Origin of the sequence: Pseudodesulfovibrio alkaliphilus, from assembly GCF_009729555.1 — a bacterium.
Classification (GTDB): Bacteria; Desulfobacterota; Desulfovibrionia; order Desulfovibrionales; family Desulfovibrionaceae; genus Pseudodesulfovibrio; species Pseudodesulfovibrio alkaliphilus.
On sequence record NZ_WODC01000008.1, the window covers coordinates 99,819 to 122,155 of the forward strand.

The 22,337-nt window shown below is 61.0% G+C and carries 19 protein-coding genes; 11 read left to right on the forward strand and 8 right to left on the reverse strand.

Features of this window, described 5'->3' with window-relative positions:
- Nucleotides 1-23 precede the first annotated feature (23 nt).
- Both gap and GKC30_RS12205 read left to right on the forward strand, forming a co-directional pair.
- Nucleotides 24-1,007 carry a type I glyceraldehyde-3-phosphate dehydrogenase gene (gene gap, locus GKC30_RS12200; protein ID WP_155935066.1) on the forward strand — a complete coding sequence of 328 codons (984 nt, stop codon included), beginning with the start codon at nt 24-26 and terminating at the stop codon, nt 1,005-1,007.
- A 197-nt stretch (nt 1,008-1,204) separates the two neighbouring features.
- Nucleotides 1,205-2,458 carry an EAL and HDOD domain-containing protein gene (locus GKC30_RS12205; protein ID WP_155935068.1) on the forward strand — a complete coding sequence of 418 codons (1,254 nt, stop codon included), beginning with the start codon at nt 1,205-1,207 and terminating at the stop codon, nt 2,456-2,458.
- Between the two features lie 92 nt (nt 2,459-2,550).
- Here GKC30_RS12205 and cimA read toward each other — a convergent pair whose 3' ends face one another.
- From cimA to GKC30_RS12240, 7 genes are read right to left on the reverse strand one after another with little or no spacing between them, the layout of a single operon-like run.
- Nucleotides 2,551-4,158: a citramalate synthase gene (gene cimA, locus GKC30_RS12210; RefSeq protein ID WP_155935070.1), complete on the reverse strand. Its 1,608-nt coding sequence runs from the start codon at nt 4,156-4,158 to the stop codon at nt 2,551-2,553.
- Nucleotides 4,155-5,387 carry an aspartate kinase gene (locus GKC30_RS12215; protein WP_155935072.1) on the reverse strand — a complete coding sequence of 411 codons (1,233 nt, stop codon included), beginning with the start codon at nt 5,385-5,387 and terminating at the stop codon, nt 4,155-4,157. Before GKC30_RS12215 ends, cimA begins: the two co-directional genes overlap by 4 nt.
- Nucleotides 5,384-5,893: a tRNA (adenosine(37)-N6)-threonylcarbamoyltransferase complex ATPase subunit type 1 TsaE gene (tsaE, locus tag GKC30_RS12220; RefSeq protein WP_155935074.1), complete on the reverse strand. Its 510-nt coding sequence runs from the start codon at nt 5,891-5,893 to the stop codon at nt 5,384-5,386. The genes GKC30_RS12215 and tsaE overlap by 4 nt, the downstream gene beginning before the upstream one ends.
- Nucleotides 5,894-5,903: 10 nt before the next feature.
- Complete coding sequence (locus tag GKC30_RS12225) at nt 5,904-6,356, reverse strand: CBS domain-containing protein (RefSeq protein WP_367614127.1); 453 nt, start codon at nt 6,354-6,356, stop codon at nt 5,904-5,906.
- Nucleotides 6,350-7,924, reverse strand: a complete 1,575-nt coding sequence (locus GKC30_RS12230) for an NAD(P)H-hydrate dehydratase (protein WP_155935076.1) — start codon at nt 7,922-7,924, stop codon at nt 6,350-6,352. Before GKC30_RS12230 ends, GKC30_RS12225 begins: the two co-directional genes overlap by 7 nt.
- Nucleotides 7,925-7,944: 20 nt before the next feature.
- Nucleotides 7,945-8,328 carry a holo-ACP synthase gene (gene acpS / locus GKC30_RS12235; RefSeq protein WP_155935078.1) on the reverse strand — a complete coding sequence of 128 codons (384 nt, stop codon included), beginning with the start codon at nt 8,326-8,328 and terminating at the stop codon, nt 7,945-7,947.
- 21 nt (nt 8,329-8,349) lie between these two features.
- Nucleotides 8,350-9,075: a pyridoxine 5'-phosphate synthase gene (locus GKC30_RS12240; RefSeq protein WP_155935080.1), complete on the reverse strand. Its 726-nt coding sequence runs from the start codon at nt 9,073-9,075 to the stop codon at nt 8,350-8,352.
- A gap of 166 nt (nt 9,076-9,241) precedes the next feature.
- Between GKC30_RS12240 and GKC30_RS12245 the strand changes: the two genes are divergently transcribed.
- Complete coding sequence (locus GKC30_RS12245; RefSeq protein WP_155935082.1) at nt 9,242-10,579, forward strand: UDP-glucose dehydrogenase family protein; 1,338 nt, start codon at nt 9,242-9,244, stop codon at nt 10,577-10,579.
- A 77-nt stretch (nt 10,580-10,656) separates the two neighbouring features.
- On the opposite strand, the gene GKC30_RS12250 is transcribed toward GKC30_RS12245, so the two are convergent.
- Nucleotides 10,657-10,872: a hypothetical protein gene (locus tag GKC30_RS12250; protein ID WP_155935084.1), complete on the reverse strand. Its 216-nt coding sequence runs from the start codon at nt 10,870-10,872 to the stop codon at nt 10,657-10,659.
- 297 nt (nt 10,873-11,169) lie between these two features.
- Here GKC30_RS12250 and GKC30_RS12255 point away from each other — a divergent pair, with 297 nt between their 5' ends.
- From GKC30_RS12255 to glyS, 8 genes are all read left to right on the forward strand, one after another.
- Nucleotides 11,170-11,670 (forward strand): chemotaxis protein CheW, encoded by a 501-nt coding sequence (locus GKC30_RS12255; RefSeq protein ID WP_196772870.1) that lies wholly within the window; start codon nt 11,170-11,172, stop codon nt 11,668-11,670.
- A 101-nt stretch (nt 11,671-11,771) separates the two neighbouring features.
- Nucleotides 11,772-15,248: a transcription-repair coupling factor gene (gene mfd / locus GKC30_RS12260; protein WP_155935086.1), complete on the forward strand. Its 3,477-nt coding sequence runs from the start codon at nt 11,772-11,774 to the stop codon at nt 15,246-15,248.
- Nucleotides 15,249-15,261: 13 nt separating this feature from the next.
- On the forward strand, nt 15,262-16,392 hold the full coding sequence (locus GKC30_RS12265; protein WP_155935088.1) for a peptidylprolyl isomerase: 1,131 nt from the start codon (nt 15,262-15,264) through the stop codon (nt 16,390-16,392).
- Between the two features lie 91 nt (nt 16,393-16,483).
- Nucleotides 16,484-17,422 carry a SurA N-terminal domain-containing protein gene (locus GKC30_RS12270; RefSeq protein ID WP_367614128.1) on the forward strand — a complete coding sequence of 313 codons (939 nt, stop codon included), beginning with the start codon at nt 16,484-16,486 and terminating at the stop codon, nt 17,420-17,422.
- 28 nt (nt 17,423-17,450) lie between these two features.
- The gene (locus tag GKC30_RS12275; RefSeq protein WP_155935092.1) at nt 17,451-18,455 is read left to right on the forward strand and encodes a helix-turn-helix domain-containing protein; all 1,005 of its coding nucleotides are present in this window, start codon (nt 17,451-17,453) and stop codon (nt 18,453-18,455) included.
- Between the two features lie 33 nt (nt 18,456-18,488).
- Nucleotides 18,489-19,247 (forward strand): DNA repair protein RecO, encoded by a 759-nt coding sequence (recO, locus tag GKC30_RS12280; RefSeq protein WP_155935094.1) that lies wholly within the window; start codon nt 18,489-18,491, stop codon nt 19,245-19,247.
- Nucleotides 19,248-19,260: 13 nt separating this feature from the next.
- A complete protein-coding gene (glyQ, locus tag GKC30_RS12285) occupies nt 19,261-20,130 on the forward strand; it encodes a glycine--tRNA ligase subunit alpha (protein ID WP_155935096.1) in 870 nt (289 codons plus the stop codon).
- Nucleotides 20,131-20,169: 39 nt separating this feature from the next.
- The gene (glyS, locus tag GKC30_RS12290) at nt 20,170-22,281 is read left to right on the forward strand and encodes a glycine--tRNA ligase subunit beta (protein WP_155935098.1); all 2,112 of its coding nucleotides are present in this window, start codon (nt 20,170-20,172) and stop codon (nt 22,279-22,281) included.
- Nucleotides 22,282-22,337 lie beyond the last annotated feature (56 nt).

Genomic DNA, 22,337 nt, shown 5'->3' on the forward strand with positions numbered 1-22,337 from the left:
ACAATACAGAAATAGGAGGAGCCATGGCCACAAAGATAGGTCTCAACGGATTTGGACGGATCGGACGGTACCTGACGCGCCTGTTGGCTGAGGAGAGCGACCTGGAACTGGTGGCGGTCAATGCCCGCGCCTCCAATGAGGACCTCGCCCATCTGCTCAAGTACGACTCGGTCCACGGCAGATATCCGGCCGTTGAACCCGCCGGGAACGGCTTCAAGGTCAATGGCAAGGACGTGATCGTGACCCGCGATGCGCCCGGCGAGTGGAAGTGGGGCGATATGGGTTGCGACATCGTGGTGGAGTCCACGGGCAAATTCACCGACCGTGCAAGCTGCGAGAAGCATCTGGCCTGCGGAGCGAAGAAGGTGCTCATCAGTGCGCCCGGCAAGGAGGCCGACGCCACGGTAGTCATGGGCGTCAACGAGGAAACGCTCAAGCCCGAACACAAGATCGTCTCCAACGCCTCCTGCACCACCAACTGCCTCGCGCCTGCGGCCAAGGTGATCAACGACACCTTTGGCATCAAGCACGGCATCATGACCACGGTCCACTCATACACCATGAGCCAGCGCATCCTCGACGGTTCGCACAAGGACATGCGCCGCGCCCGCGCCTGCGCCGTAAACATGGTGCCCACCACTACCGGCGCGGCCAAGGCCGTGGGGCTGGTCATTCCCGAACTCGCGGGTGTCCTCGATGGTATGGCCATCCGTGTGCCCACGCCCAACGTGTCGCTGGTGGACCTTGTCTGCGAGCTCAAGAAGCCCACCACGGCCGAGGAGGTCAACGCGGCCATCAGGGCGGCAGCCGGCGAATCCATGGGCTATACCGACGAACCGCTGGTGTCCGTGGACTTCATGGGTTCCACCTATGGCGGCGTTGTGGACTGCGGCCTGACCCGGGTTATGGGCGGCACCCAGCTCAAGCTCATCGTCTGGTACGATAACGAAGCCGGATTCACCAATCAGCTGCTGCGTTTGACCAGAAAGGTCTCCGGGATGCTTTAGGCGACAAATCGTGAAGCCACGTTGGGCCGCTCCGCATGGGGCGGCCCTTCATTTTGGTCTTTGGGCGGGTGTTGCTCGCGGGTAGGCGCGATAATCATTTACATGGCACGGGGTTTTGATTTACCAATCAATGGGAATTATCTAACAATTGTTTGAAATGGCGGCAGACATTCACTCGGGTCGAGGAGGCTGCTTTCATGGCTGATGCCGTTGTCCAGTGCCAATCACTGCCTGAAGAGCCGTTGCTTGTGGTCAGGCAGCCCATCTTTGACCGCGACAAGTCCGTGTGGGGGTACGAGCTGCGGGCCGGCTCGACCCGGCCGGACGGGAGCCCCGCGACCTTGGCCGATATCCTTGACGCCTACAGGGCCACCCTGGGTCCGGAAGGCGGCACAGCTCTGGTCAGGGACAAGAAAATCCTGTTGAGTATTGCCGCAGAGAACGGGTTCGACGGTTCCTTGGCCGACATCGACTGCTGCGTGTTCGGCCTGTGCGGGCGGGCAGCGTCGTCGTCCCGGTGCCGGGATCTGGTGGAGGCCCTGCATGAACGGGGCGGCATCGTTGCCCTGGATGTCGATGCGGACGGGACCGCAGACCCCGAGCTGGTCAGGAAGGCGGACATCGTCAAGGTCAGCCTGTCGGGCAAGACCCCGCCGGAGATCGTCAGGCTGCGGGCCAGATTCAAGTCCTTTGGTGGCGAGCTGCTGGCCACGGACGTGTCTGGATGGGAGGCTTTCGAGGGAACGCGGGCTCTGGGTTTCCGCTACTTCCAGGGGCCGTTCTTCGGAGTTCCCCTGTCAGGCGGCGAAGCCGCGCTGGCCGCCACGGCAACAGCCAAGCTGCAATTGCTGCGGGAGCTGGCCAATCCCGAGTGCGAGATGGACGAGCTTGCGGGAATCATCGCCTCGGACATCACTCTGAGCTATCGCATGCTCAAATACATTAACTCCGCGTCCTTTGGTCTACGCAATAAGATCAAGTCCATCCAGCAGGCCGTATCTCTGCTCGGCCTCAACGAAATTCGCCACTGGGCCACGGTGGTGGTCGTGACCGATCTCGACTCCACACCCAAGGGCGAGGAACTGGCCTACATGGCGCTTCAGCGCGGCCGGTTTCTGAGCAAGCTGGCCGGAACAATCAAGGGATTTCCCCATTCGGCCAGCACCATGTTCATGCTCGGTCTTTTTTCGTTGCTTGACGCGCTGCTTTCCTATCCCATGGACAAGGCGCTTGAGGGGGTGCCGCTTGACGACGAGATCAAGGCCGCCTTGTGCGGTACGCTCAACGAGTTTCGCGATTGGTTGCTCATGGTCGAGGCCGTGGAGCTGGGCAACTGGACCGTGGCCAACGAGATATTGAGCCGTTACGGCGCTTGTTTCACCCAGGCGGCCACCCAGTATATGAAGGCGTCTGCCTGGGCCGCCAGCCAGATTCCCAACATGCGCAAGTAGCCAGGTTCTTGACGCAAAAAAATGGCCGGGCTTCATTGGCCCGGCCTTTTTTATATTCGGCATGGTTCCCCGGCGTCCAGGGCATGGTGTGATTACTCTTTGGCTTCCTTGGCCCGGCGCTTGTCGTCGCGCAAGAGTTTGTAGTTGATGGAGTCCACCACGGCCTGCCAACTTGCCTCGATGATGTTGTGGGACACGCCCATGGTGGTCCAGCGCTCGTGCCGGTCGCCGGTTTCGATGAGCACGCGGACGAAGGAGGCGGTACCGCCCGTGTCGCGCACCGCGCCCGAGAGGACGCGGACCTTGAAGTCGAGCAGGCGGATTTCGCTCAGATTGGGATAGAACCGCTCAAGCCCCTTGCGCAACGCTCGGTCCAGGGCGTTGACCGGACCCATGCCCGTGGCCGCCGTGTGTTCTGCCTGCCCTTTGACGTTGATGATTACGGTGGCCTCGGTGAAGGGCTCGGCATCTTCCTCGCGTTTGGCGTCCACCACGAAAAAATGGCGGAATGTGAAGTAGTCTGGTTTCCTGCCCAGCGCCTCAAGGAGCATGAGTTCAAAGGATGCTTCGGCCACCGAATACTCGAAGCCCATGCTTTCTTTGAGCTTGAGTTCCTTGAGCAGGGCGTCGACAGTGGTGTCTGTCTTGTCCAGGTCGTATCCAAGCTCGCGGGTTTTGAAGAGTATGTTGCTGCGACCGGCCTGATCCGAGAGCAGCACACGCTGGGAGTTGCCCACCGTCGTGGGGTCTATGTGCTCGTATGTCCTGGAATCCTTGAGAATTGCGCTGACGTGGATGCCTCCCTTGTGGGCAAAGGCCGAGGCCCCCACAAAGGGCTGGCGCATGAAGGGGCGCAGGTTGGCAGTTTCACTGACAAAGTGGGAGGTGATCAGCAGCCGCCTGAGGTTTTCTGGACCGATGGCCTGGATGCCCATCTTCAGTTCGAGGTTGGGGATGATGGAGCAGAGGTTGGCGTTGCCGCACCGCTCGCCGTACCCGTTGATGGTGCCTTGAACCTGGGTTGCGCCCAGGCGCACGGCCTCAAGGGAGTTGGCCACGGCCAGTTCCGAGTCGTTGTGGGCGTGGATGCCGATCTCGGCGTCGGGCAGGGCGGTCATGACTGCCTTGACGGTCTCGGACAGCTCGGAGGTCAGGGTGCCGCCATTGGTGTCGCAGAGGATGAGTCGGGCGGCTCCGGCTTCGCTGGCGGTCCTGATGGCCAGCAGGGCGTATTCGGGATTGTGTTTGAAGCCGTCGAAGAAGTGCTCGGCGTCGAAAATGACCTCGTCAACCCGGGAGGCCAGATAGGCGACGCTGTTGCGGATGAGTTCGAGATTGCGCTCCAGGCTGACGCCGAGCGCCTTGGTGGCGTGCATATCCCAGGTCTTGCCGAAGATGGTTATCACCGGGGTCTCGGCGGCCAGCAGGGCGGCCAGATTCGGGTCGTTTTCCGGGGTGGTGCGGTTGAGGTGGGTGGAGCCGAAGGCAACCAGCCGCGCATTGGCAAAGGTGTGGCTTTTGACGGTGTCGAAGAAGCTGGCGTCCGTGGGGTTGGAGCCAGGCCAGCCAGCCTCAATGTAGTGGATGCCCAATTCGTCGAGCTTTCGAGCGATGCGCAATTTGTCCTGGGCCGTCAGGTTGAGTTCTTCGGCTTGGGCACCGTCCCGCAGTGTGGTATCGTATATGGTGACGTGTCTCATGCGTTCCCTAATGGGCCGTTTTCGAGCTCAAAGGCTTTGTGGAGCGTACGCACGGCCAGTTCCGTGTATTTGTCGTCGATCAGGCAGGTGATCTTGATCTCCGAGGTGCTGATCATCAATATGTTGATATTCTCATCGGCAAGCGCCCGGAAGGCCCGTGAGGCCACGCCGGAATGGTTGCGCATGCCGACGCCGATAATGGATACCTTGGAGACGTTGAGATTGCTGTCGATGGCGTCGAAGCCGATTTCATAGCGCAGGGCGTCCAGGGTCTTGAGGGTCTGGTCCACATCGGCTCGGGGCACGGTGAAGGTCATGTCGGTCTTGCCGTTCTTGCTCGGGTTCTGGACGATCATGTCAACCAGGATGCGCTGGTTCGCCAGGGGGGTGAATATCTGGGCGGAGACGCCGGGCTTGTCCTCAAGGTTGATCAGGGTGATCCGTGCCTGGTCCTTGTCATATGCAATACCTGAGACGAGAGCGGCTTCCATGGTGGGGTCCTCCTTGGTGACTACTGTGCCCGGCTCGTCGGAAAAAGTGGAGCGGACATGGACTGTTACGTTGTATTTCTTGGCAAATTCCACGGACCTGATCTGGAGTACCTTGGCACCCATGCTCGCCATTTCCAGCATCTCGTCATAGGTGATTCTGTCGAGCTTTCGCGCATCGCTGCACATATTGGGGTCAGTGGTGAAAACACCGGGCACGTCGGTGAAAATCTCGCAGATGTCGGCCTTTACCGCTGCGGCCAGGGCCACGGCAGAGGTGTCGGAACCGCCTCGGCCCAGGGTGGTGATCCGCAGGTCGTCGTCGCAGCCCTGGAAACCGGCCATGACCAGGATGTCGTATTCATTGAGCATCTCCTTGATCCGGGTTTCGTCGATGTCTACGATTCTGGCCTTTCCGTAGGCACAGTCCGTCTTGATGGGGGCCTGGAATCCGAGCACCGAGCGGCAGGCGACACCCTGTTGCTTGAGGAGCATGGTAAAGAGTGCACAGGAAATTTGCTCGCCTGTGGAAACCAGCGAATCCGCTTCAGCCGGGTCCGGGTTGTCTGACCATTCCCTGGCCAGGGCCAGGAGCCGGTTGGTTTCTCCGGACATGGCCGAAAGGACGACGATGACCTTGTTGCCCTCGCGGTATGGGCGCAGCACCTTTTGCATGACCTGGCGTTGGCATTCGAGGTTGCGAACCGATGTTCCACCGAATTTTTGTACGACGATGTTCATTGGAGCCCTGTGGGATTGTTTGAAATGTGATCAAGTTCGTGGGCCAGGGAGCCGAGCATCTCCCGGGCGGTCCTTCCCCGAGTACGTATGATGAGGCCGCGCCCTGCGCTGGTGGGGAACCACGACAGCTCCAGCGCCTCATCGGGCCAGAGCTTCCGGTCGAGAAACTGGGCCCATTCGATCACCACCAGCATGGTCCGGTCTTCAAGCAGTTCCAGCAGCGCGTCGTCCGGGCCCATGCCTTCCAGCCTGTAGAGGTCGCAGTGGGCCACAGGCGGAGTCGTGGGGTAGAGGTTGCATATGTTGAAACTCGGGCTGGAAACCTCGGCCTGGTCCGAACCGGGCAGGGAGCCGACCAGTCCTCTGACCAGGGTGGTTTTTCCCGCTCCGAGATCGCCTTGCAGAAGCAGGGCGGGGGGGAGCGACTCCCTGGTCAGGGCTTTGGCCAGTGCGCGGCCGAGGGCGAGGGTGGCCGCCGCATCGGCAAGGCGAAGTTCCCGGTCCATTGCCGTAGTGCTAGCCCTGAAGCAGGGTCTTGAGCACGTCCTCCTTGCCCACCACTCCCACCAGACGGCCATCTTCAATGACCGGCAGAGTGTAGAGTTTCTTGTTGGCCATCATGGTGGCAATGTCGTCGATGCCGGTTTCCGGCGTGACGGAAACAGGGCTTGAACTCATGGCATCGCCCACTTTAATGGCTGAAATTTTGGTGATTTCCCGCTCCAGTTCATCATGGGAAGAGAGCGGAAACACGCCGTCCAGCAGGGTGAAGAAGGACGGCAGCGTGATTTTCTTCTGCTGGGCCACGAGATCGGCCTGACAGAGTACGCCCACGACCCGGCCGTGCTCGTCGATCACTGGCGCACCGTTGATCTTGTTCTCTATCAGCAGGCGGGCGGCGGAGGAGATGTCCGTGTCTGGGGTCAGGGTGATGCACTCTTTGGTCATGATGTCCTTGGCTTTCAGCACGGGGAGAACTCCTTTGCCGCTTGCGGCAGCATGTCTGCGATTTCGGAAGCCAGGTTGCCCCTGGCCGGATAGTTTTCACGGAGCAGCCGACCTGTCGTCCCATGCCAATGGACACCGAGGGCTGCGGCCTCGGCCGGGCGCATTCCCCGGGCCATGAGGGCGGCGATGACCCCCGCCAGCACGTCGCCCGAACCACCTACGGCCAGGTTTGGCTCTGCATGCGGGCTGATGCGCACCCGATCCCTGTCGGCAATCAGGGTTCCGGCCCCCTTGAGGACCAGGACAGAGCGGCACGTCTCGACGAATGTTCGGGCCGTATCAAGTCTCGCGGCCTGGATTTCGTCCGTTGATTGTCCAATAAGCCTTGCCATCTCGCCTGGATGCGGTGTCAGAATGGTCGTTTCGGAGAGGCGGTGGACCGTCTCGGGAATCTGGGCCAGGCAAAACAGCGCATCCGCGTCCAGAACCGTGTGCGTCGGACACTGTGCTACAAAGGACTTGAGAAAATCAACTGTTTTCATGGTCCGCCCCAGGCCGGGGCCAACCACCACGGCATGGAAACGGCCCAGCTCGGCCTGAAGAATGTTCGCAAGCTCCGGGGTCCATTCCCGACCGGAACCAAGGGGTAGGGTCATGATGTCCGCCGAGCCGCCCTTGACGCTGTCGGCCAGCCCGCCGGGACAGGCCACCGTGACCAGCCCGGCCCCGGCGCGAAGAGCGCCAAGGGCCGCAAGCCGGGGGGCGCCTGTCAGGCCGGGAGAGCCGCCGATAATGAGCACGCTCCCCGCACTGCCTTTGTGCATGGCCGGGTCGGGCCTGGGTATGCGGCTCAGGATGGCGTCGGTGAGTAATTCATGGCGGGCGGGATTCTCGCGTATGATTCGGTTCGGGATGCCGATGGGCCGGACATGTATGGAGCCCGTGAACTGCGCGGCACCGGGCATGGCCAGCCCGAGCTTGGCCGCCTGGAAAGTGACCGTGGCATCGGCATGGACCGCTTCGGGTTGGGGTTGTCCGGTCAGGCCGCTCAGCCCCGAGGGGATATCGATGGAAAGGACGAAGGCCCGACGGCCCAGACGGTTCACGGCCCGGACCAGGGCCAGGGAGTCGGGTCGAAGGGGGCCCGTGAGGCCGGTGCCCAGCAGGCCGTCCACGACGATGTCAGGCTGGGGCAGTCCGGCCGCGTCCGCAGCATCGAGATGGCGCATGGATACGCCGACACGCCGTGCCAGCTCCAGATGAATACGGGCCTCGCCCCGGTAACGCTTCTTGGGCAGGGTGTGGAAGACGGTTACGTCTGCGCCCAGATCGGTCAGGTGGCGGGCCATGGCAAAAGCGTCTCCTCCATTGTTGCCCGACCCGGCGAAACAGAAGATTTCCTGTCCGTCAAGAGGGCCCTGGCCGATGGAGGGAGTGTGCCGGTCGTTGGCTCCGTTGGTCTTGAGCAGCACGGCCACGGCCTCCCGTGCGGCGGATTCCATGAGGGTGACACCTGGGATGCCTATGGTCTTGATGGTTTTGTGGTCCCATATGGCCATTTCGGCCGGGGTGGGCAGGGGGAGCAGCATCGGGCCTCCTTTGTCCCCGGTCAGCGGGGATCGCCCTCGAGCACCACGGTGGCAGCGGCCGTGTCGCGGGAGTGGGTCAGGGAAATATGCGCCGCAGTGACGCCACGAAGGTCGCAGATATCTCTTCCGCGATCCAGGAAGGCGATTTCCGGCTTGCCGCTCCGGGCGTGCAGGATCTCCACGCACTTGAAGTGGACCCCGTCGGCAAAGCCGGTTCCCAGTGCCTTGACCGCCGCCTCCTTGCCCGCGAACAGGGCGGCCAGTCTGGGCACGGGGTCGTGGCTGGGCAGTTGCGCCAGCTCGCGTTCGGTCAATATCTTTGCCGCGAACCTGGGGCCGAAGCGGTTCCAGATGTCGCGGACGCGGTGCAGTTCGGTCAGGTCGATTCCGAGTCCCTTGATCATGGATTCTCCCGGTGCCTGGGGTCAGTCCGCAAAAGTGCGGATGATGGCCGCCATGTCGCGCACGGCGCGGTCCAGGCCCACGAAAATGGCCTTGGACATGATGGCGTGGCCGATGGAGTATTCGCTGACACCTTCGACATGCCTGAAGGCCAGGACGTTGCGGTAGTTGAGCCCGTGTCCGAGATTGACCTTGAGGCCAAGGGAGCGGGCCACCCGGATGCCTTCCAGGATGGAAGCCAGCTCTTTGCGCCGGTCGCGGATGTCCTTGGCGTCGGCGTAATGGCCAGTGTGGATTTCCACAAACTCGGTACCCGTGGCCGCAGCCGCCTCGATCTGCGCCGGGTCTGCGTCGATGAACAGGCTGGAGCGGATGCCCCGTTCATGCAGAGGGGCAAGGTAGTCGGCCAGTTCGCCCTCGCGCCCCAGGCAGTTGAGCCCGCCTTCGGTGGTCAGCTCCTGCCGCTTTTCGGGTACGAGGCAGACGATCTCCGGGGCGATGTCCAGGGCTATGGACCGCATTTCTTCGGTGGCGGCCATTTCCAGGTGCAGGCGGGTGTTGCAGGTCTTGCGGATCAGTTCCACGTCGCGGTCCTGAATATGTCTGCGGTCTTCGCGCAGGTGGACGATGATGCCTGTGGCGCCGGCCAGTTCTGCCATGTGGGCGGCGGTCACTGGTTCGGGTTCTATGCCCATTCTGGCCTGTCTTAAGGTGGCCACATGATCGACGTTGACGGTGAGTGACGGCATTCGTCTTTCCTCCATTGGATGATGTCGTGCTATCCCCGTTGATTACGACTTCCGGCCGGAAATGGCAACACGCTGGCGCGGTCCTTCGAGTTGACAGCAAAAGCGCACTAAAGGTATCGCCATGGCCTGAAAACGAGCAAACCCTTAGCATCGGAGTCATCCTTCAATGAACGTATGCATCGTCGGCACAGGTTATGTGGGGCTCGTCTCCGCCGCTTGCTTTGCCGAAATGGGCAACAGGGTCGTCTGCGTGGATGTCAATCCCAGTGTGGTCGAGACACTCAAGGCCGGCAAGGTCCATATTTACGAGCCTGGGCTTGAGGAGCTGGTGCGCCGAAACAACGAGCAGGAACGACTGCACTTCACCACCAGCCTTGAAGAGGGCATGGCCGATAGCGAGGTGGTCTTCATCACTGTCGGCACTCCCCAGGCCGTGGACGGCACCTGCGACCTCTCCCATGTCGAGGCTGTGGCCCGGGAGATAGGCCAGTGCATGACCGCGCCCAAGATCGTGGTGGACAAGTCCACCGTCCCGGTGGGCACGGCCGATCGCGTCCGCGCCATCATTGCCGGGGAACTCGGCAGACGCGGGGTGGACATCGCCTTTGACGTGGTCTCCAACCCGGAATTTCTCAAGGAAGGAGACGCCGTGGGCGACTTCATGAAGCCCGACAGGGTCATCGTGGGCAGCGACGACGAGAACTCGGCCAAGGTTCTCGGTGCGCTCTACGCCCCCTTTGCCCGCAGCCGCGACAAGCTCATCATCATGGGAGTGCGCAGCGCGGAGATGACCAAGTACGCGGCCAACTGCATGCTGGCCACCAAAATCTCCTTCATCAACGAGATAGCCAACATCTGCGAGCGGGTGGGGGCCGATGTCAGCGAAGTGCGCACGGGTATCGGTTCGGACAGCCGCATCGGGTACAGTTTCATCTATCCGGGGGCGGGGTATGGCGGCTCGTGCTTTCCCAAGGATGTCAAGGCGCTCATCAGCACTGCCGACGCCCATGGCTACGACGCCCGGCTGATCCGCTCCGTGGACGAGGTCAACAACGCCCAGAAGCATGTGCTGGCCGACAAGATCATCGCCTACTTCGCCGAGCAGGGTGGGGTGTCGGGGCGCACCCTGGCGCTTTGGGGCATCGCCTTCAAGGCCAATACCGACGACATCCGCGAGGCGTCGTCCGTCGAGGTGATCAGGGATCTGACCGGGCTTGGCATGAAGGTCCGCGCCTTTGACCCGGTGGCTGGAGAGCGCGCCAGGGAAGAGCTTGGGCGTCTTGCCAATCTCGAGATAGTGGACAGCCAATACGAAATGCTGGACGGAGCCGACGCCTTGGCCGTGGTCACGGATTGGAACCAGTTCCGCAATCCTGACTTTGCGAGGATACGCACACTGCTCGCGGCTCCTGTGGTCTTTGACGGCCGCAACCTCTACCAGCCCGTACGTATGGGCAGGGAAGGGTTCGCTTATTTCAGCATTGGCCGGACTCCTGTTCTCTAGCCCGTAATGGTGCGCAAAAAAAATCCCCGCTCCTCGGATGAGGGGCGGGGATTTTCTTCTGTCTGCTGCGGGTGCAATCAGAATTGGCCCTTGAAACAGGTGCGGAACTGAAGTTCCTGAAGGATGACCCGTTCGTATTCGGGGTTGTATTCGACATCCAGCTGTTCCGACTGATCCAGCATTCTCGCAAGCTGTTGGGTTTCTTCCCAGAAGTCGAGCAGCTCCTCGTCGGCCAGATTCTTCACCTGGGCCTCAAGGGAACATTGGTCATTGAAGGAGGCGTACTGACCCATGCGGTGCGGTCCTTCCTTGTGTAGAAAATTCTTAAAAAAATCAACCCTATAGACGTTTCGTGTGGACTAAGTTAGACCTTTATGACAGGCCCGTCAACTAGACTTTGTCCGCGACACGGTATTATCGTACCGATGCCGGGTCGCTTTAGCTCTGTCGGAGCACGTGCTGTGGTGCGGCGTGATGCCCGGCGCGGGTTGCCGGGATATTTCCATTGACAAAGCTGACATCGGTTGACAGATTGTTTTCACTGAAAAATCAGCCTGTGTTCCCGAAAGAGGGCTGCCGACGAGGTCCCAATGAGCATACAAGTCGATCCCATGTACGATGCCGACGAGGTCGAGGCCGATCTGGAACTCATCCAGCTTGTCACCTTCAGCATCGGCGAGGAGGAGTTCGGGGTGAACATCCTCCAGGTGCAGGAGATTATTCGCACCATGGAGATCACCAAGGTTCCCCGCGCTCCCGCCTTTGTGGAGGGCGTCATCAACCTGCGCGGCAAGGTCATCCCCATCGTGGACATGCGCAGCCGTTTTGGTCTGCGTGCCAAGGAGCACGATAAGTACACACGTATCATTGTCATTGAGATCGACATGATCATCGTCGGCTTCGTGGTTGATGCCGTGTCCGAGGTGTTGCGCCTTCCGGCCAATGCGGTCCAGCCCCCGCCGCCCGTGGTGGCGGGCATGGATGCCGATTACATCGACGGTGTGGGCAAGCTTGACGAGCGACTGCTTATCCTGCTCGATCTCAACTCCCTGCTCGACAGCGACGAGAAGGAAGCTCTGACCGGCGTGTGAACTCCTCGCGATTTCCTGGTGACAAGCCGTCCTGCTCCCGATAGGGAAGAGGCGGCTTTTCCGTTTCCTTTCCTCAACCCCAAGCCGTGCCGGTCGCATTCATGTCATCCATTCTTCCAGGTGCACTTTCCGAGTTCATAGCGGACAAAACCAAGAACCTGCGGGTGTTCAAAGGCGGGCCTGGGACTCAGGCCATGGTTGCCCGCAGTATGCTGGATCAGGGCCGAAGCGCGGTTCTGGTGGTGCCTGGCGTACAGGAATTCAAGCAGGTCCGTGCGCTTCTGGCGCTCCTTTCGGGATCAGGGGGGGAGAAACATTCCCCGAGCTGGGAGCGTGACTGGCTCTTTCTGCCTCCCTATCTCTCCCGTCATCCCGAGGCCCAGGCCTGGAGCGAGCGTTGGGCCGCCCTTTACGGGCTGACCTACGGCAAACGCCCCCTCGGGGTACTCATGACCGCCGATAACCTCCTGCCGCACTGGCCTGCGGCATCGGTGGTGCGCGAGAACTGGGTGGCCCTGACTCGTGGCGAGGAAATGTCTCCAGAAATTCTGCTGGAGCAGCTCGTGGCCTGGGGATATGTGCGGCGAAAATTCGTCTCCGGCCCCGGAGAGCTGGCCATGCGCGGGGATATTCTCGACATCTACGCCTCGGGCTATGATCTCCCCCTGCGTCTCGAGTTTTTCGGAGACTCCATTGAGGAGATCCGGCTTTTCGACCTGGCCAGTCAGCGTTCCCGGTCCGATCTGACCGAGGCCGTTCTGCTGCCCGTAGCCCCGGCCATCACCTCCGGCGAGTATGGGGACAGGGCGCGTGAGCTTTGGAACCGGCTGCGCCGTACCGGAGAAATGGGAGCGGCCGAAGAGTCCGCGCTGCTTGGCCGCCTTGAGGCAGCGGACGGCTTTTTCTGGCCCGGCCTTTACTATCCCGATCCGGTGAGTATCGAACGTCATTTTCCCGAGGACGCGGCTTTTCTTCTCTCGGGCGATTTGCGGGGACGGCTGGAGGACCAGGATCAGGCATGGCGCGATTTCGTTGACGAGGAACTGCGTCAAAAAGGGCTGCGTTGGCCTCTTCGCTTTTTCTGCCGTACCCATGAAGGGGCTCGTACGGCCTGGCGCGACGCCCGGCAACTGGTCTTTGACGAATTGACCGTCGGCCGGGACAAGCACGGCATTGATCTGGCCGAGACACCCTACAGCGACTTCACCGACATTTTCTGGCAGCCCGAGGCATCGCGTCGGCCGTGGTCGGCCCTGGTCGCCGGCCTCAGGGAGTGGAACAGAGCGGGATTCCGAACCATTCTCAGCTTCCGGTCCGAACGCTCCCGTGCCAAGTTCCTGAGCATGGCCGAGCCCGAGCAGTTGCCCATATCCCTTGATTATGCTTCGGGTTCCTGTGGGGTGTTCGCCCTGGTCTCGCCACTGAGGAGGGGCATGGAGCTGACTTGGAGCCGCACACGCATTCTGGGCGAGGAGGTGCTCCAACCGGAACCATCTCGGACGCATGCCGTGCGCGACACGGCCTTTCAGGGGCTCGACCGCTACGAGGATCTCGCTGACGGCGATCTGCTGGTGCATCGTGACTACGGCCTGGCCCAGTTTGGCGGTCTGCACCATATGAATATCGGCGACGCGGCCAATGATTATCTGCTGCTTTATTTCGCAGGAGAGGATAAGCTTTATCTGCCCGTGGACCGGCTCAACCTCGTGCAGCGTTTCAAGGGGCCGGAGGGGGGGCGGCAGCCTGCCCTGGACAAGCTGGGGGGCACTCGCTGGAGCACCACAACGGCGCGGGTGCGCAAAGCGGTCGAGAAGATTGCCCACGAGCTGGTCGAGATGTATGCCTTTCGCCGGGTGGGCAAGGGGTATTCCTATGGGCCGCCCGACGACATGTACGCCGAGTTCGAGGCCACCTTCGGGTTCGAGGAAACCCCGGATCAGGATAAGGCTGTGCGCGACGTGTTTCGCGACATGGAAAAACCCGAGCCCATGGATCGGCTGATCTGTGGCGATGTGGGGTTCGGCAAGACCGAGGTGGCCCTGCGCGCTGCTTTCCGTGCGGCTCTGGAGGGACGCCAGACGGCCCTGCTGTGCCCCACCACGGTGCTGGCCGAACAGCATTACCAGACCTTCTCCAGACGTATGGAGGGTTTTCCCGTACGTATTGGACTTCTCAGCCGATTTGTGCCCGCCAAGCGTCAAAAAGACGTACTCCAGGCCGCTGCGCAGGGCGAGTTGGACATCCTCATTGGCACGCATCGCATCCTGTCAAAGGATGTGGAGCTGCCCAACCTCGGCCTGTTGATTCTCGACGAGGAGCAGCGTTTCGGCGTCAAGCACAAGGAACGGCTTAAGCATTTCCGGCAGAATATCGATGTGTTGACCCTGACGGCAACGCCCATTCCGCGCACTCTCCAACTGTCGCTTTCGGGCATCCGGGGGCTGTCGGTCATTGAGACCCCCCCATTGGACCGCAAGCCCGTAGAGACTGCTATCACCGAGCGTGACGCCCAGGCGTTGCGAGGCGTACTGCGTCGCGAACTGGAGCGGGGCGGACAGGTCTACTGGGTCTACAACCGTGTCAACGGTCTGGAGCGGGTGGCCGAGTTCGTTCGAGAGCTGGTGCCCGATGCCCGTGTGGGCATGGCCCACGGACGGATGAGTGAAAAGGGACTTGAGGAGGCCATGCGTGGCTTCTGGCACGGCGAGGTGGATGTGCTTGTGTGTACGGCCATCGTGGAGTCGGGGCTTGACTTCCCCAATGCCAACACCCTTATCGTGGATCAGGCCCAGCTCTTCGGTCTGGGCCAGCTCTATCAACTGCGCGGCCGGGTGGGGCGTAGCGAGCGGCAGGCCTACGCCTATTTCGTGGTTCCGAGCATCGATGATCTGAGTGAAACGGTGCGTAAACGCTTGCGTATCATTCTGGACATGGATTATCTGGGGGCAGGGTTCAAGATCGCCATGGAGGATCTGCGTCTGCGCGGCGCGGGCAACATCCTCGGCGAAGCCCAGTCCGGACAAATAGCCAAGGTCGGGCTTGACCTCTTCCTCGAGATGCTTGAGGAAGAGGTGCGCAGGGTGCGCGGCGAGACCGAGATCAGGGCCAGCGAGCCAGAGCTCAACTTTGTCTTTGAGGCCCATATCCCGGGTTCGTGCATTCCCGATGCCCGTGAGCGGCTGCGCTATTATCGGGCGCTTTCCTCGGCCCGGGACGAGGCGGCTCTGTGCGAGTTGGAAGCCGAGATGCGTGACAGATTCGGCCACCCGCCCCGTGAATTGGAAACATTTTTGGGCGTCCTGCGTCTCAAGCAGACGCTGTCGCGATTGCGTGCTGCCCGGGCCGAGCTGTATCCCGCCCGGGCAGTGGTCTCCTGGGACGACGGTGCGCCAACCGTGAGCACCCAGGCGCTGCTCGACTGGGTCGCCCGGCGCGACGGGCGGGCCAGGTTGATGCCTCCGGCCAAGCTTGAAATCCGCTACCTTGAGGCGGAATCAACGCGCCTTGCCCTTGAAAACACGGCCGCCGAGTTGGAGGAACTGCTCGACACGGCGCCCGCCAAACCGCAGGCATCGTAGCCAGAGAAAGCTCATGTTCCGTAATCTCGCCGTTTTTATCCTGACCCTGGCCCTGCTGGCCGGATGCTCCAATACTGCCGATGAAATCGGAGTGGTAGCCCGCGTCAACGGTGCACCCATTTATCTTTCGCAGCTTGAATTCCAGCATGACCAGTTCCAGGTGGACGCCGTGGGCGGCTATGTGCCCAGCGTGGAAAACCTCAAGAACGAGTACGGCGAGATCCTGGCCGAACTCATCGTGCAGGAGCTGGTTGTCCAGGAGCTTGAAAAACGGGACATCGGCGTCTCGGACCACGAGATGCTCAAGGCCGAGGAGGAAGTCCGGGCCGACTATCCCGAGGGAGCCTTCGACCAGATGCTGGTGGAGGAGTATATCGATCTCAAGGCGTGGCGTCTCCAATTGCGCAACCATCTGGCCATGCGGAAGTTTTTTTATCAGGTGCTGCGGCCCCAGATCAAGATCGACTATCGCGAGGCCGAACAATATTATCGTGACCGAATCTCGGACTTTTATCTTCCCGAATCGCTGCGTATCCTGGTGGTGCGCGGCCCCAGCCGCGAGATAGTGGGCAAGGCCGTGGAGCGCTTTCTGGCCGAGCGGGACCATCTGGACCTGACCACCGCCTTTGGCGAGGTGGAGACCCGCGATGTGATGATACGGGAGGAACGGCTGTCTGCCACCTGGAAAAACGCCCTGACCGGCGTGGCTCCAGGGCAGGCCAGCGGCGTACTCACAGATCGTTTCGGTTTTGAAGCCCTGGTTTTGCTGGAGCGCAGCCCGGCCAAGGTTCTTGAGCCCGCCCAGGCCTACCCCCTGGTGGAAAACGCCCTGGTCGAGCGCAAGTTGCACGATGCCTTTGACGCATGGCTCGACACGGCCATGGCCCGCGCCAGGATTTCCTTGAGCAGCCACCTGTTGTCTTCGGAAGAATTCCCGCAGCTTGCGCCGTTGCCCATGTCCGACCCGGAGGATTCCGATGGAGCGGAGCCGGAGCCCTTGATGCAGGACCTTCAGGACGAGGACCTGAGTGACGATGTTTCCGGCGCGGACGAATCCGAGGGAGACGAATCAGGAGAGGACGAGATGGGCTCGGAAGACGAGTTCAACGGTCAAGAATCCATCAATGACGCCGAAAATGGATAACCCGGCGCGTTCGTTGCATAGTTTGCATAAAGAGACTAGAATCCGTCACCATCAGCGAATCAAGCCCTCCGGGGTTTTTGGGAGACACTTCGTGGCACGACGATTTTCCTTGCTCACCCTTTTGGCATTATTCCTTTTCTTTACCAGCTCCTGGGCGCAGGAGGAGGCGTACGACAGGATTCTGGTCAAGGTGAACAGCGGCATCATCACTCAGTACGACCTTGAAGAGGAAATGCGGCCCATCCTGGCATCCGTCAGAGGGCGGCAGATGACCCAGGCCGAGCGGAAGCAACTGGCTGATCTGCGTCGGCAGATCCTTGAGCGGATGGTCAATGACATGCTCATGAAGCAGGAGATAGCCAAGTATCAGATCGAGGTGTCGGACTCCGTGCTGGACGACGAGATCCGCAGGATGCGCGATGAACGCGGTCTGAGTGCCGAGGAGTTCGAGGAGACCGTCAGGCGCGATGGATTATCCATGCAGGAGTTCCGGCACAAGCTCCGGGGAATCATCGAGAAGCAGGAGCTGCTCGGTTACATGGTCCACAGCAAGGTAGTGGTGACCGATACGGAAATCCAGGCCGAGTACGAGGCCAAGCGAGACAATTATACTCTCGACAAGATGGTCACTCTGGCCATTATCATGCTGCCTGCGGATGTCTCGGCCATTGAGGTCAAGAAACGCATCGAGGGCGGTGAGCTGACCTTTTCCCAGGCGGTCGAGAGGTACAGCGTCGGCCCTGGCAAGGATTCGGGCGGTGTTATCGGTGAGGTCAACTGGGCTGATCTGGCGGACGACTGGCGCGAATCCATTGAGGGCGTCAAGCAGGGCGGTGTTGGGCAGCCTCTGGAAGTGCGCGGCCATACTGCGCTGCTTTCTCCGGCGTCAATTGCCTCCGACAGGCTTGTTCCCCTTGAGGATGTGCGCGATGCCATCTTCGAGCGGCTCATGGAGACCAAGCGGGATACAATTTTCGACGAGTACTTTGAGAAGCTCAAGCAGAGTTCCGTCATAATCTACATGGACTGACGATACCGTTCGTCAATGGAGAAACCTGATGAATTTCGAGGAGCTTGGACAAACGCTCAGAGAAGAGCGCGAGAGGCAGGGGCTGACTGTGGCTGCGGTTATGGAAGCCACCAAGATCAGCCGCACCAACATCGAGGCCATGGAGTCCGGGAATCGATCCATGTTGCCCCATCCTGTGTATGCAAAGGGTTTTGTTAAAAGTTACGCCAGATTCCTTGGCCTGGATGCCGAAGAGCTGGGCATGGTCATGGATCGGGAGTTTCAGGATCAGGAATGTGAGCCCAGAGACCCTGGTTACGATGTTTCCCCAAACGCAGAAAAGGCTTTTCTTGCCAGGGCATGCGCCAGTCCCGAGGGACGGCGTTCCCGGGTGGTGCTTGTCGTGGCCCTGTTGTTCCTTTTTGCCGTGGTGGGGCTTCTGGTGTTCAGTTTCAGCGCTGGCGACAAGGGTGCGCCTCCTCAAACAGCTGGTACCGAATCTTCCGTGGTGGAAGGCCCGGATCTCCGGGTTGACGAGGTTGAGATGGTCGAGCCGGAAGCTTCGGGCGAAGGTGCGGAGGCGGAGGATGCTCCGGCGTCTGTGTCTGGCCGGGAAAGTGCATCCGTCGCCAATTCAGCCGGTTCGGCAGAGTCCGCGTCCGGCGTTCAGGAGGGGGCCGCTGCCGGGAGCGGCGCTGCAATTCCGGCTTCTGCCCCCTTGGGCGGCAGGCCCACGGACAGGGCCGTTGAATCCGAGGAGGAGGGGTTTTCCACTTCTGATGTCGAGGCGGGCACACAGAAATACGATCATGTGGTGATCATCCGCGCCACCACCTCCAAGGGGTGCTGGATTGGAGTGTGGCAGGGCGAGGAGACGAACATGTCCCGTGATTTCGTCCTGCGCGAGGGTGAGCCTCTGCGGTTGATGTTCAACAGCCCGCGGCGCATCCGTATCGGCAATGTGGCGGGCGTCACCGTCACTTACAACGGCAAGCCCTATCCCCTGGAAAACGCCCGGGGGAACATCCAGACCCTGCGTTTCGGCATGGACTAGCCCGACCGGGGACTGACGTTTCGGAAGGCCTGCATGGACGCCACCGAAAAAGCCCTGGTCCTTAAGGTGGGCTGCTTCCGGGAGGCGGACTGCTGGGTCAGACTCTTCACCCCCACGCGGGGTATCTTCAACGCCTTTGCCTTTGGGGGTAGCCGGAGCCGTCGCCGCTTCGTGGGCTGCCTCGATCCCCTGAGCCTTGTCCTTTTTTCCATCGGGTCTGATCGCCGGGGAGCCTATTCCGTGCTCGGCGAAGGGTCGTTGCTGCATAATTTCCCCGGCATCCGGGCTGATGCGGCCGCTGCCGGTCTGGCCGCAAATTGTGTCCGCTTTGTTGAGGCGGTGGAGATTGATCCCTCGGACGCCGCCCCGGTGTATCACCTGCTGCTGAACACGCTATACCTGCTTGACTCTGGCCAGGGCAGCCCGGATTTCGTGCCGTGGTTTTTTCGGGCCAGACTTGCCTTTGCTATGGGGTATGATCCGGATTTCGAAAATTGCGGAACATGCGGCAGTCCCGTGAGCCAGGGGCGGGGGCACCTGTTCGTGGTGGAGCAGGGCCAAGTGGTCTGTGCGGCTTGTCATTCGGTCGGGAAACCGTTAGATGGACTTGCCCGGTCGGTTTCCCCCGGTGTGTTGCGCGCTCTGGAGTGGATCCGCGAAAGCGATCCGGGCGATTGGGGGCGGGTGGTGCTGGACCGTGAGGTCAGACGCCAGGTCAGCCAGCTCGTGGAAATGTTTGTCGCCTATCATCTGGGCCTCTCCTGGGAGAACGGCATATATAAAAAGGTCTGAGTTGGAGTATTCGATGAATTTTCAGGACGTGATATTGAAACTTCAGGGTTTCTGGGCCGAATACGGCTGCGCCGTGGTCCAGCCTATGGACATCGAGTGCGGCGCGGGAACCTTCAATCCTTCGACGTTTTTCCGTGTCATCGGGCCGGAACCGTGGAAGACGGCCTATGTGGAGCCTTCGCGCAGGCCCACTGACGGCCGTTACGGCGAGAATCCGAACCGTTTGCAGCACTATTATCAATTTCAGGTTATCCTCAAGCCTTCGCCGGACAACATCCAGGAGCTGTACCTTGAGAGCTTGGCCGCTCTGGGCATCGACGCTTCCTGCCACGACATCCGGTTCGTGGAGGACGATTGGGAATCGCCAACCCTGGGCGCCTGGGGTCTGGGCTGGGAAGTCTGGCTCAACGGCATGGAAGTGACGCAGTTCACTTATTTCCAGCAGGTGGGCGGGATCGATCTTAAACCCGTGTCCGTGGAGATCACGTATGGTCTTGAGCGTATCTCCATGTATCTCCAGGAAAAAGAGTCTGTCTACGACCTTGCCTGGAACGACGAGATCACCTACGGCCACGTCTACCACCAAAATGAGGTGGAGCAGTCCAAGTACAACTTCGAGCTGTCCGACCCGGCCCTGCTCTTCGAGCTGTTCAACAGGTTTGAGGCGGAATGCCTCAGACTGTGCGAGGAAGGACTTCCCTGGCCTGCCTACGATTGCTGCCTGAAGTGCTCCCATTCCTTCAACATGCTCGACGCACGGGGGGCCATCTCCATCACCGAGCGGGCCACCTATATTGGCCGTGTGCGCAATCTGGCCTCCAAGATCGCCCGGCTTTATGCCGACCAGCGCGAGGCCATGGGTTATCCCATGCTGAAGAAATAGGGCGAAAGCCAAGCGAACCGAGAAGAAAAGAGTACACACATGGCCGAATTCATATTGGAAATCGGAACCGAGGAAATGCCTGCCCGCTTTGTGCCCAGGCTGGCGACCGAGCTTGAGCAGACCTTTGCCCGGCTGCTTGAGGAGGCGATGGTCGAAAACCATGGTGTGTGCACGTATGCCACGCCCCGCCGCATAACGGCCCATGTTGCCGACATGGCCGACTTCCAGCGGCGACAGGAGGAGACCGTCACCGGCCCTCCCGCCCGTATCGCCTTTGATGCGGAAGGCAATCTGACCAAGGCCGGACAGGGCTTTGCCAGGACGCAGGGGGTGGACGAGTCGGCCATTTTCCGCCTTGAGACGGATAAAGGCGAGTATCTCGCCGTCACCAAGACCGTCGGCGGCGGCAGAGCCATCGACATCCTGCCTGCCCTCTGCGTCAGGGCGGTGGAGTCCCTTTCCTTTCCCAAGAAGATGCGCTGGGGCGGCTACGATTTTGCCTTTGGCCGTCCGGTGCGCTGGCTGTTGGCCCTGCTGGATGAGACGGTTGTGGAGTTTTCGGTGGAGAATCTTAACTCCGGGCGTGTCACACGCGGTCATCGGGTCATGGGGCCTGGACCCTTCGAGGTGCCGTCCGCCGCGGACTATTTTTCCGTTGTCGAGAACCAGTGCCGGATTGTCATTGATCCCGAGGTGCGCAAGGGGGCCATCGTGGCCGAGGGCGACCGGCTGGCCGCGGCCCTTGGCGGTACCGTCGTCTGGGATGACGCGCTTCTTGACGAGGTGGCCAACCTCGTGGAGTACCCGCGCCCGCTCATCGGCGACATCGACCCCCGCTATTTGGAACTGCCACGAGAGGTGCTGCTGACCTCCATGCAGTCCCACCAGAAAAGCTTCGGCGTACAGGGGCCGGACGGCGGACTCATGCCGTATTTCCTGACCACCCTGAACATCGAGCCTGCAGACATCGCCCTGGTCAAGAAGGGCTGGGAGCGCGTGCTCAAGGCACGGCTGGAGGACGCCCGTTTCTTTTGGGAGGCAGACTGCAAGGTCGATTTTCGCACCTGGCTGGACAAGCTGGATAACGTGGTCTTCCTCGGCCCGCTGGGCTCGGTAGGCGACAAATCGCGCCGCATCGGCGTCTTGTGCGCCGGGCTGGCCGAAAAGCTGGCTGCCTCCAAGGGGCTTCTGCCCGGCGTGTTCGAGGCCTATGCCCAGGCGGGACGTTTGTCCAAGGCCGACCTCGTGTCCGAGATGGTCATCGAGTTCGACACCCTTCAGGGCAAGATGGGCGGTATCTATGCCGAGCGTTCGGGCAAGGGCGACATCGTCTCGCAGGGCATCTACGAGCAGTATCTGCCCGCCGGGCCGGAATCCCCTGTCCCTGGAAGCCTGTCCGGGGCCTTTGTTTCCATGGCCGACAAGGCGGACACCCTGGTGGGGTGCTTCGGTCTGGGTAAGGCGCCCACCGGGGCCAACGACCCCTATGCCCTGCGTCGCTGCGCCTTGGGCATCGCCCGCATTGTCATGGAGCATGATCTCGATCTCGATCTGCGGGAGTTCCTGGCCGCCGCGCAGAATGCTTACGACAAGGACATTCCCTGGAAGATCGGGCGGGATGAGGCCCTGGAAAGGTTGCTGGACTTCTTCGGCCAGCGGCTGCGCGCCCTGTTTACCGGACTGGGCATCGAGACCCGGGTGGTGGACGCAGCCCTGGGCGCAGGGTTCACGGACATCCGCACTCTCAAGGCCCGGCTCGACGCCCTCGACGCCTTCAGTCGGGAGCCGGATTTCGAACAGGCAGTGCTGACCTTCAAGCGGGCGGCCAACATCATCCGCAAGCAGGGGGATGAGGCCGGGCAGGAGTTGACCGGCGGCTACGACCCGGACCTCTTTGAAGGCGACCATGAGACCGCCTTTGGCGCCAGGCTGGAGGAGACCGGCCCCCGGTTCGATGCCCTCTGGGAAAACCGTGATTTTGCCGGTTTGCTTGGGCTGTTGCGTGAGTTGCGGCCATCGGTCGATGGGTTCTTCGACAATGTCATGGTCATGTGTGATGATGTCGATGTACGCCTGAACCGGCTCAATCTGCTCAAGGCCCTTGTGGACAGGCTGGGCCGTCTGGCCGACTTCAACGCCTTGCAGGTCTAAAAAAAACTTGACATAGGAAAGAGAGTCCATATAAAAGGCTCTCCCTTTGGGAAAAT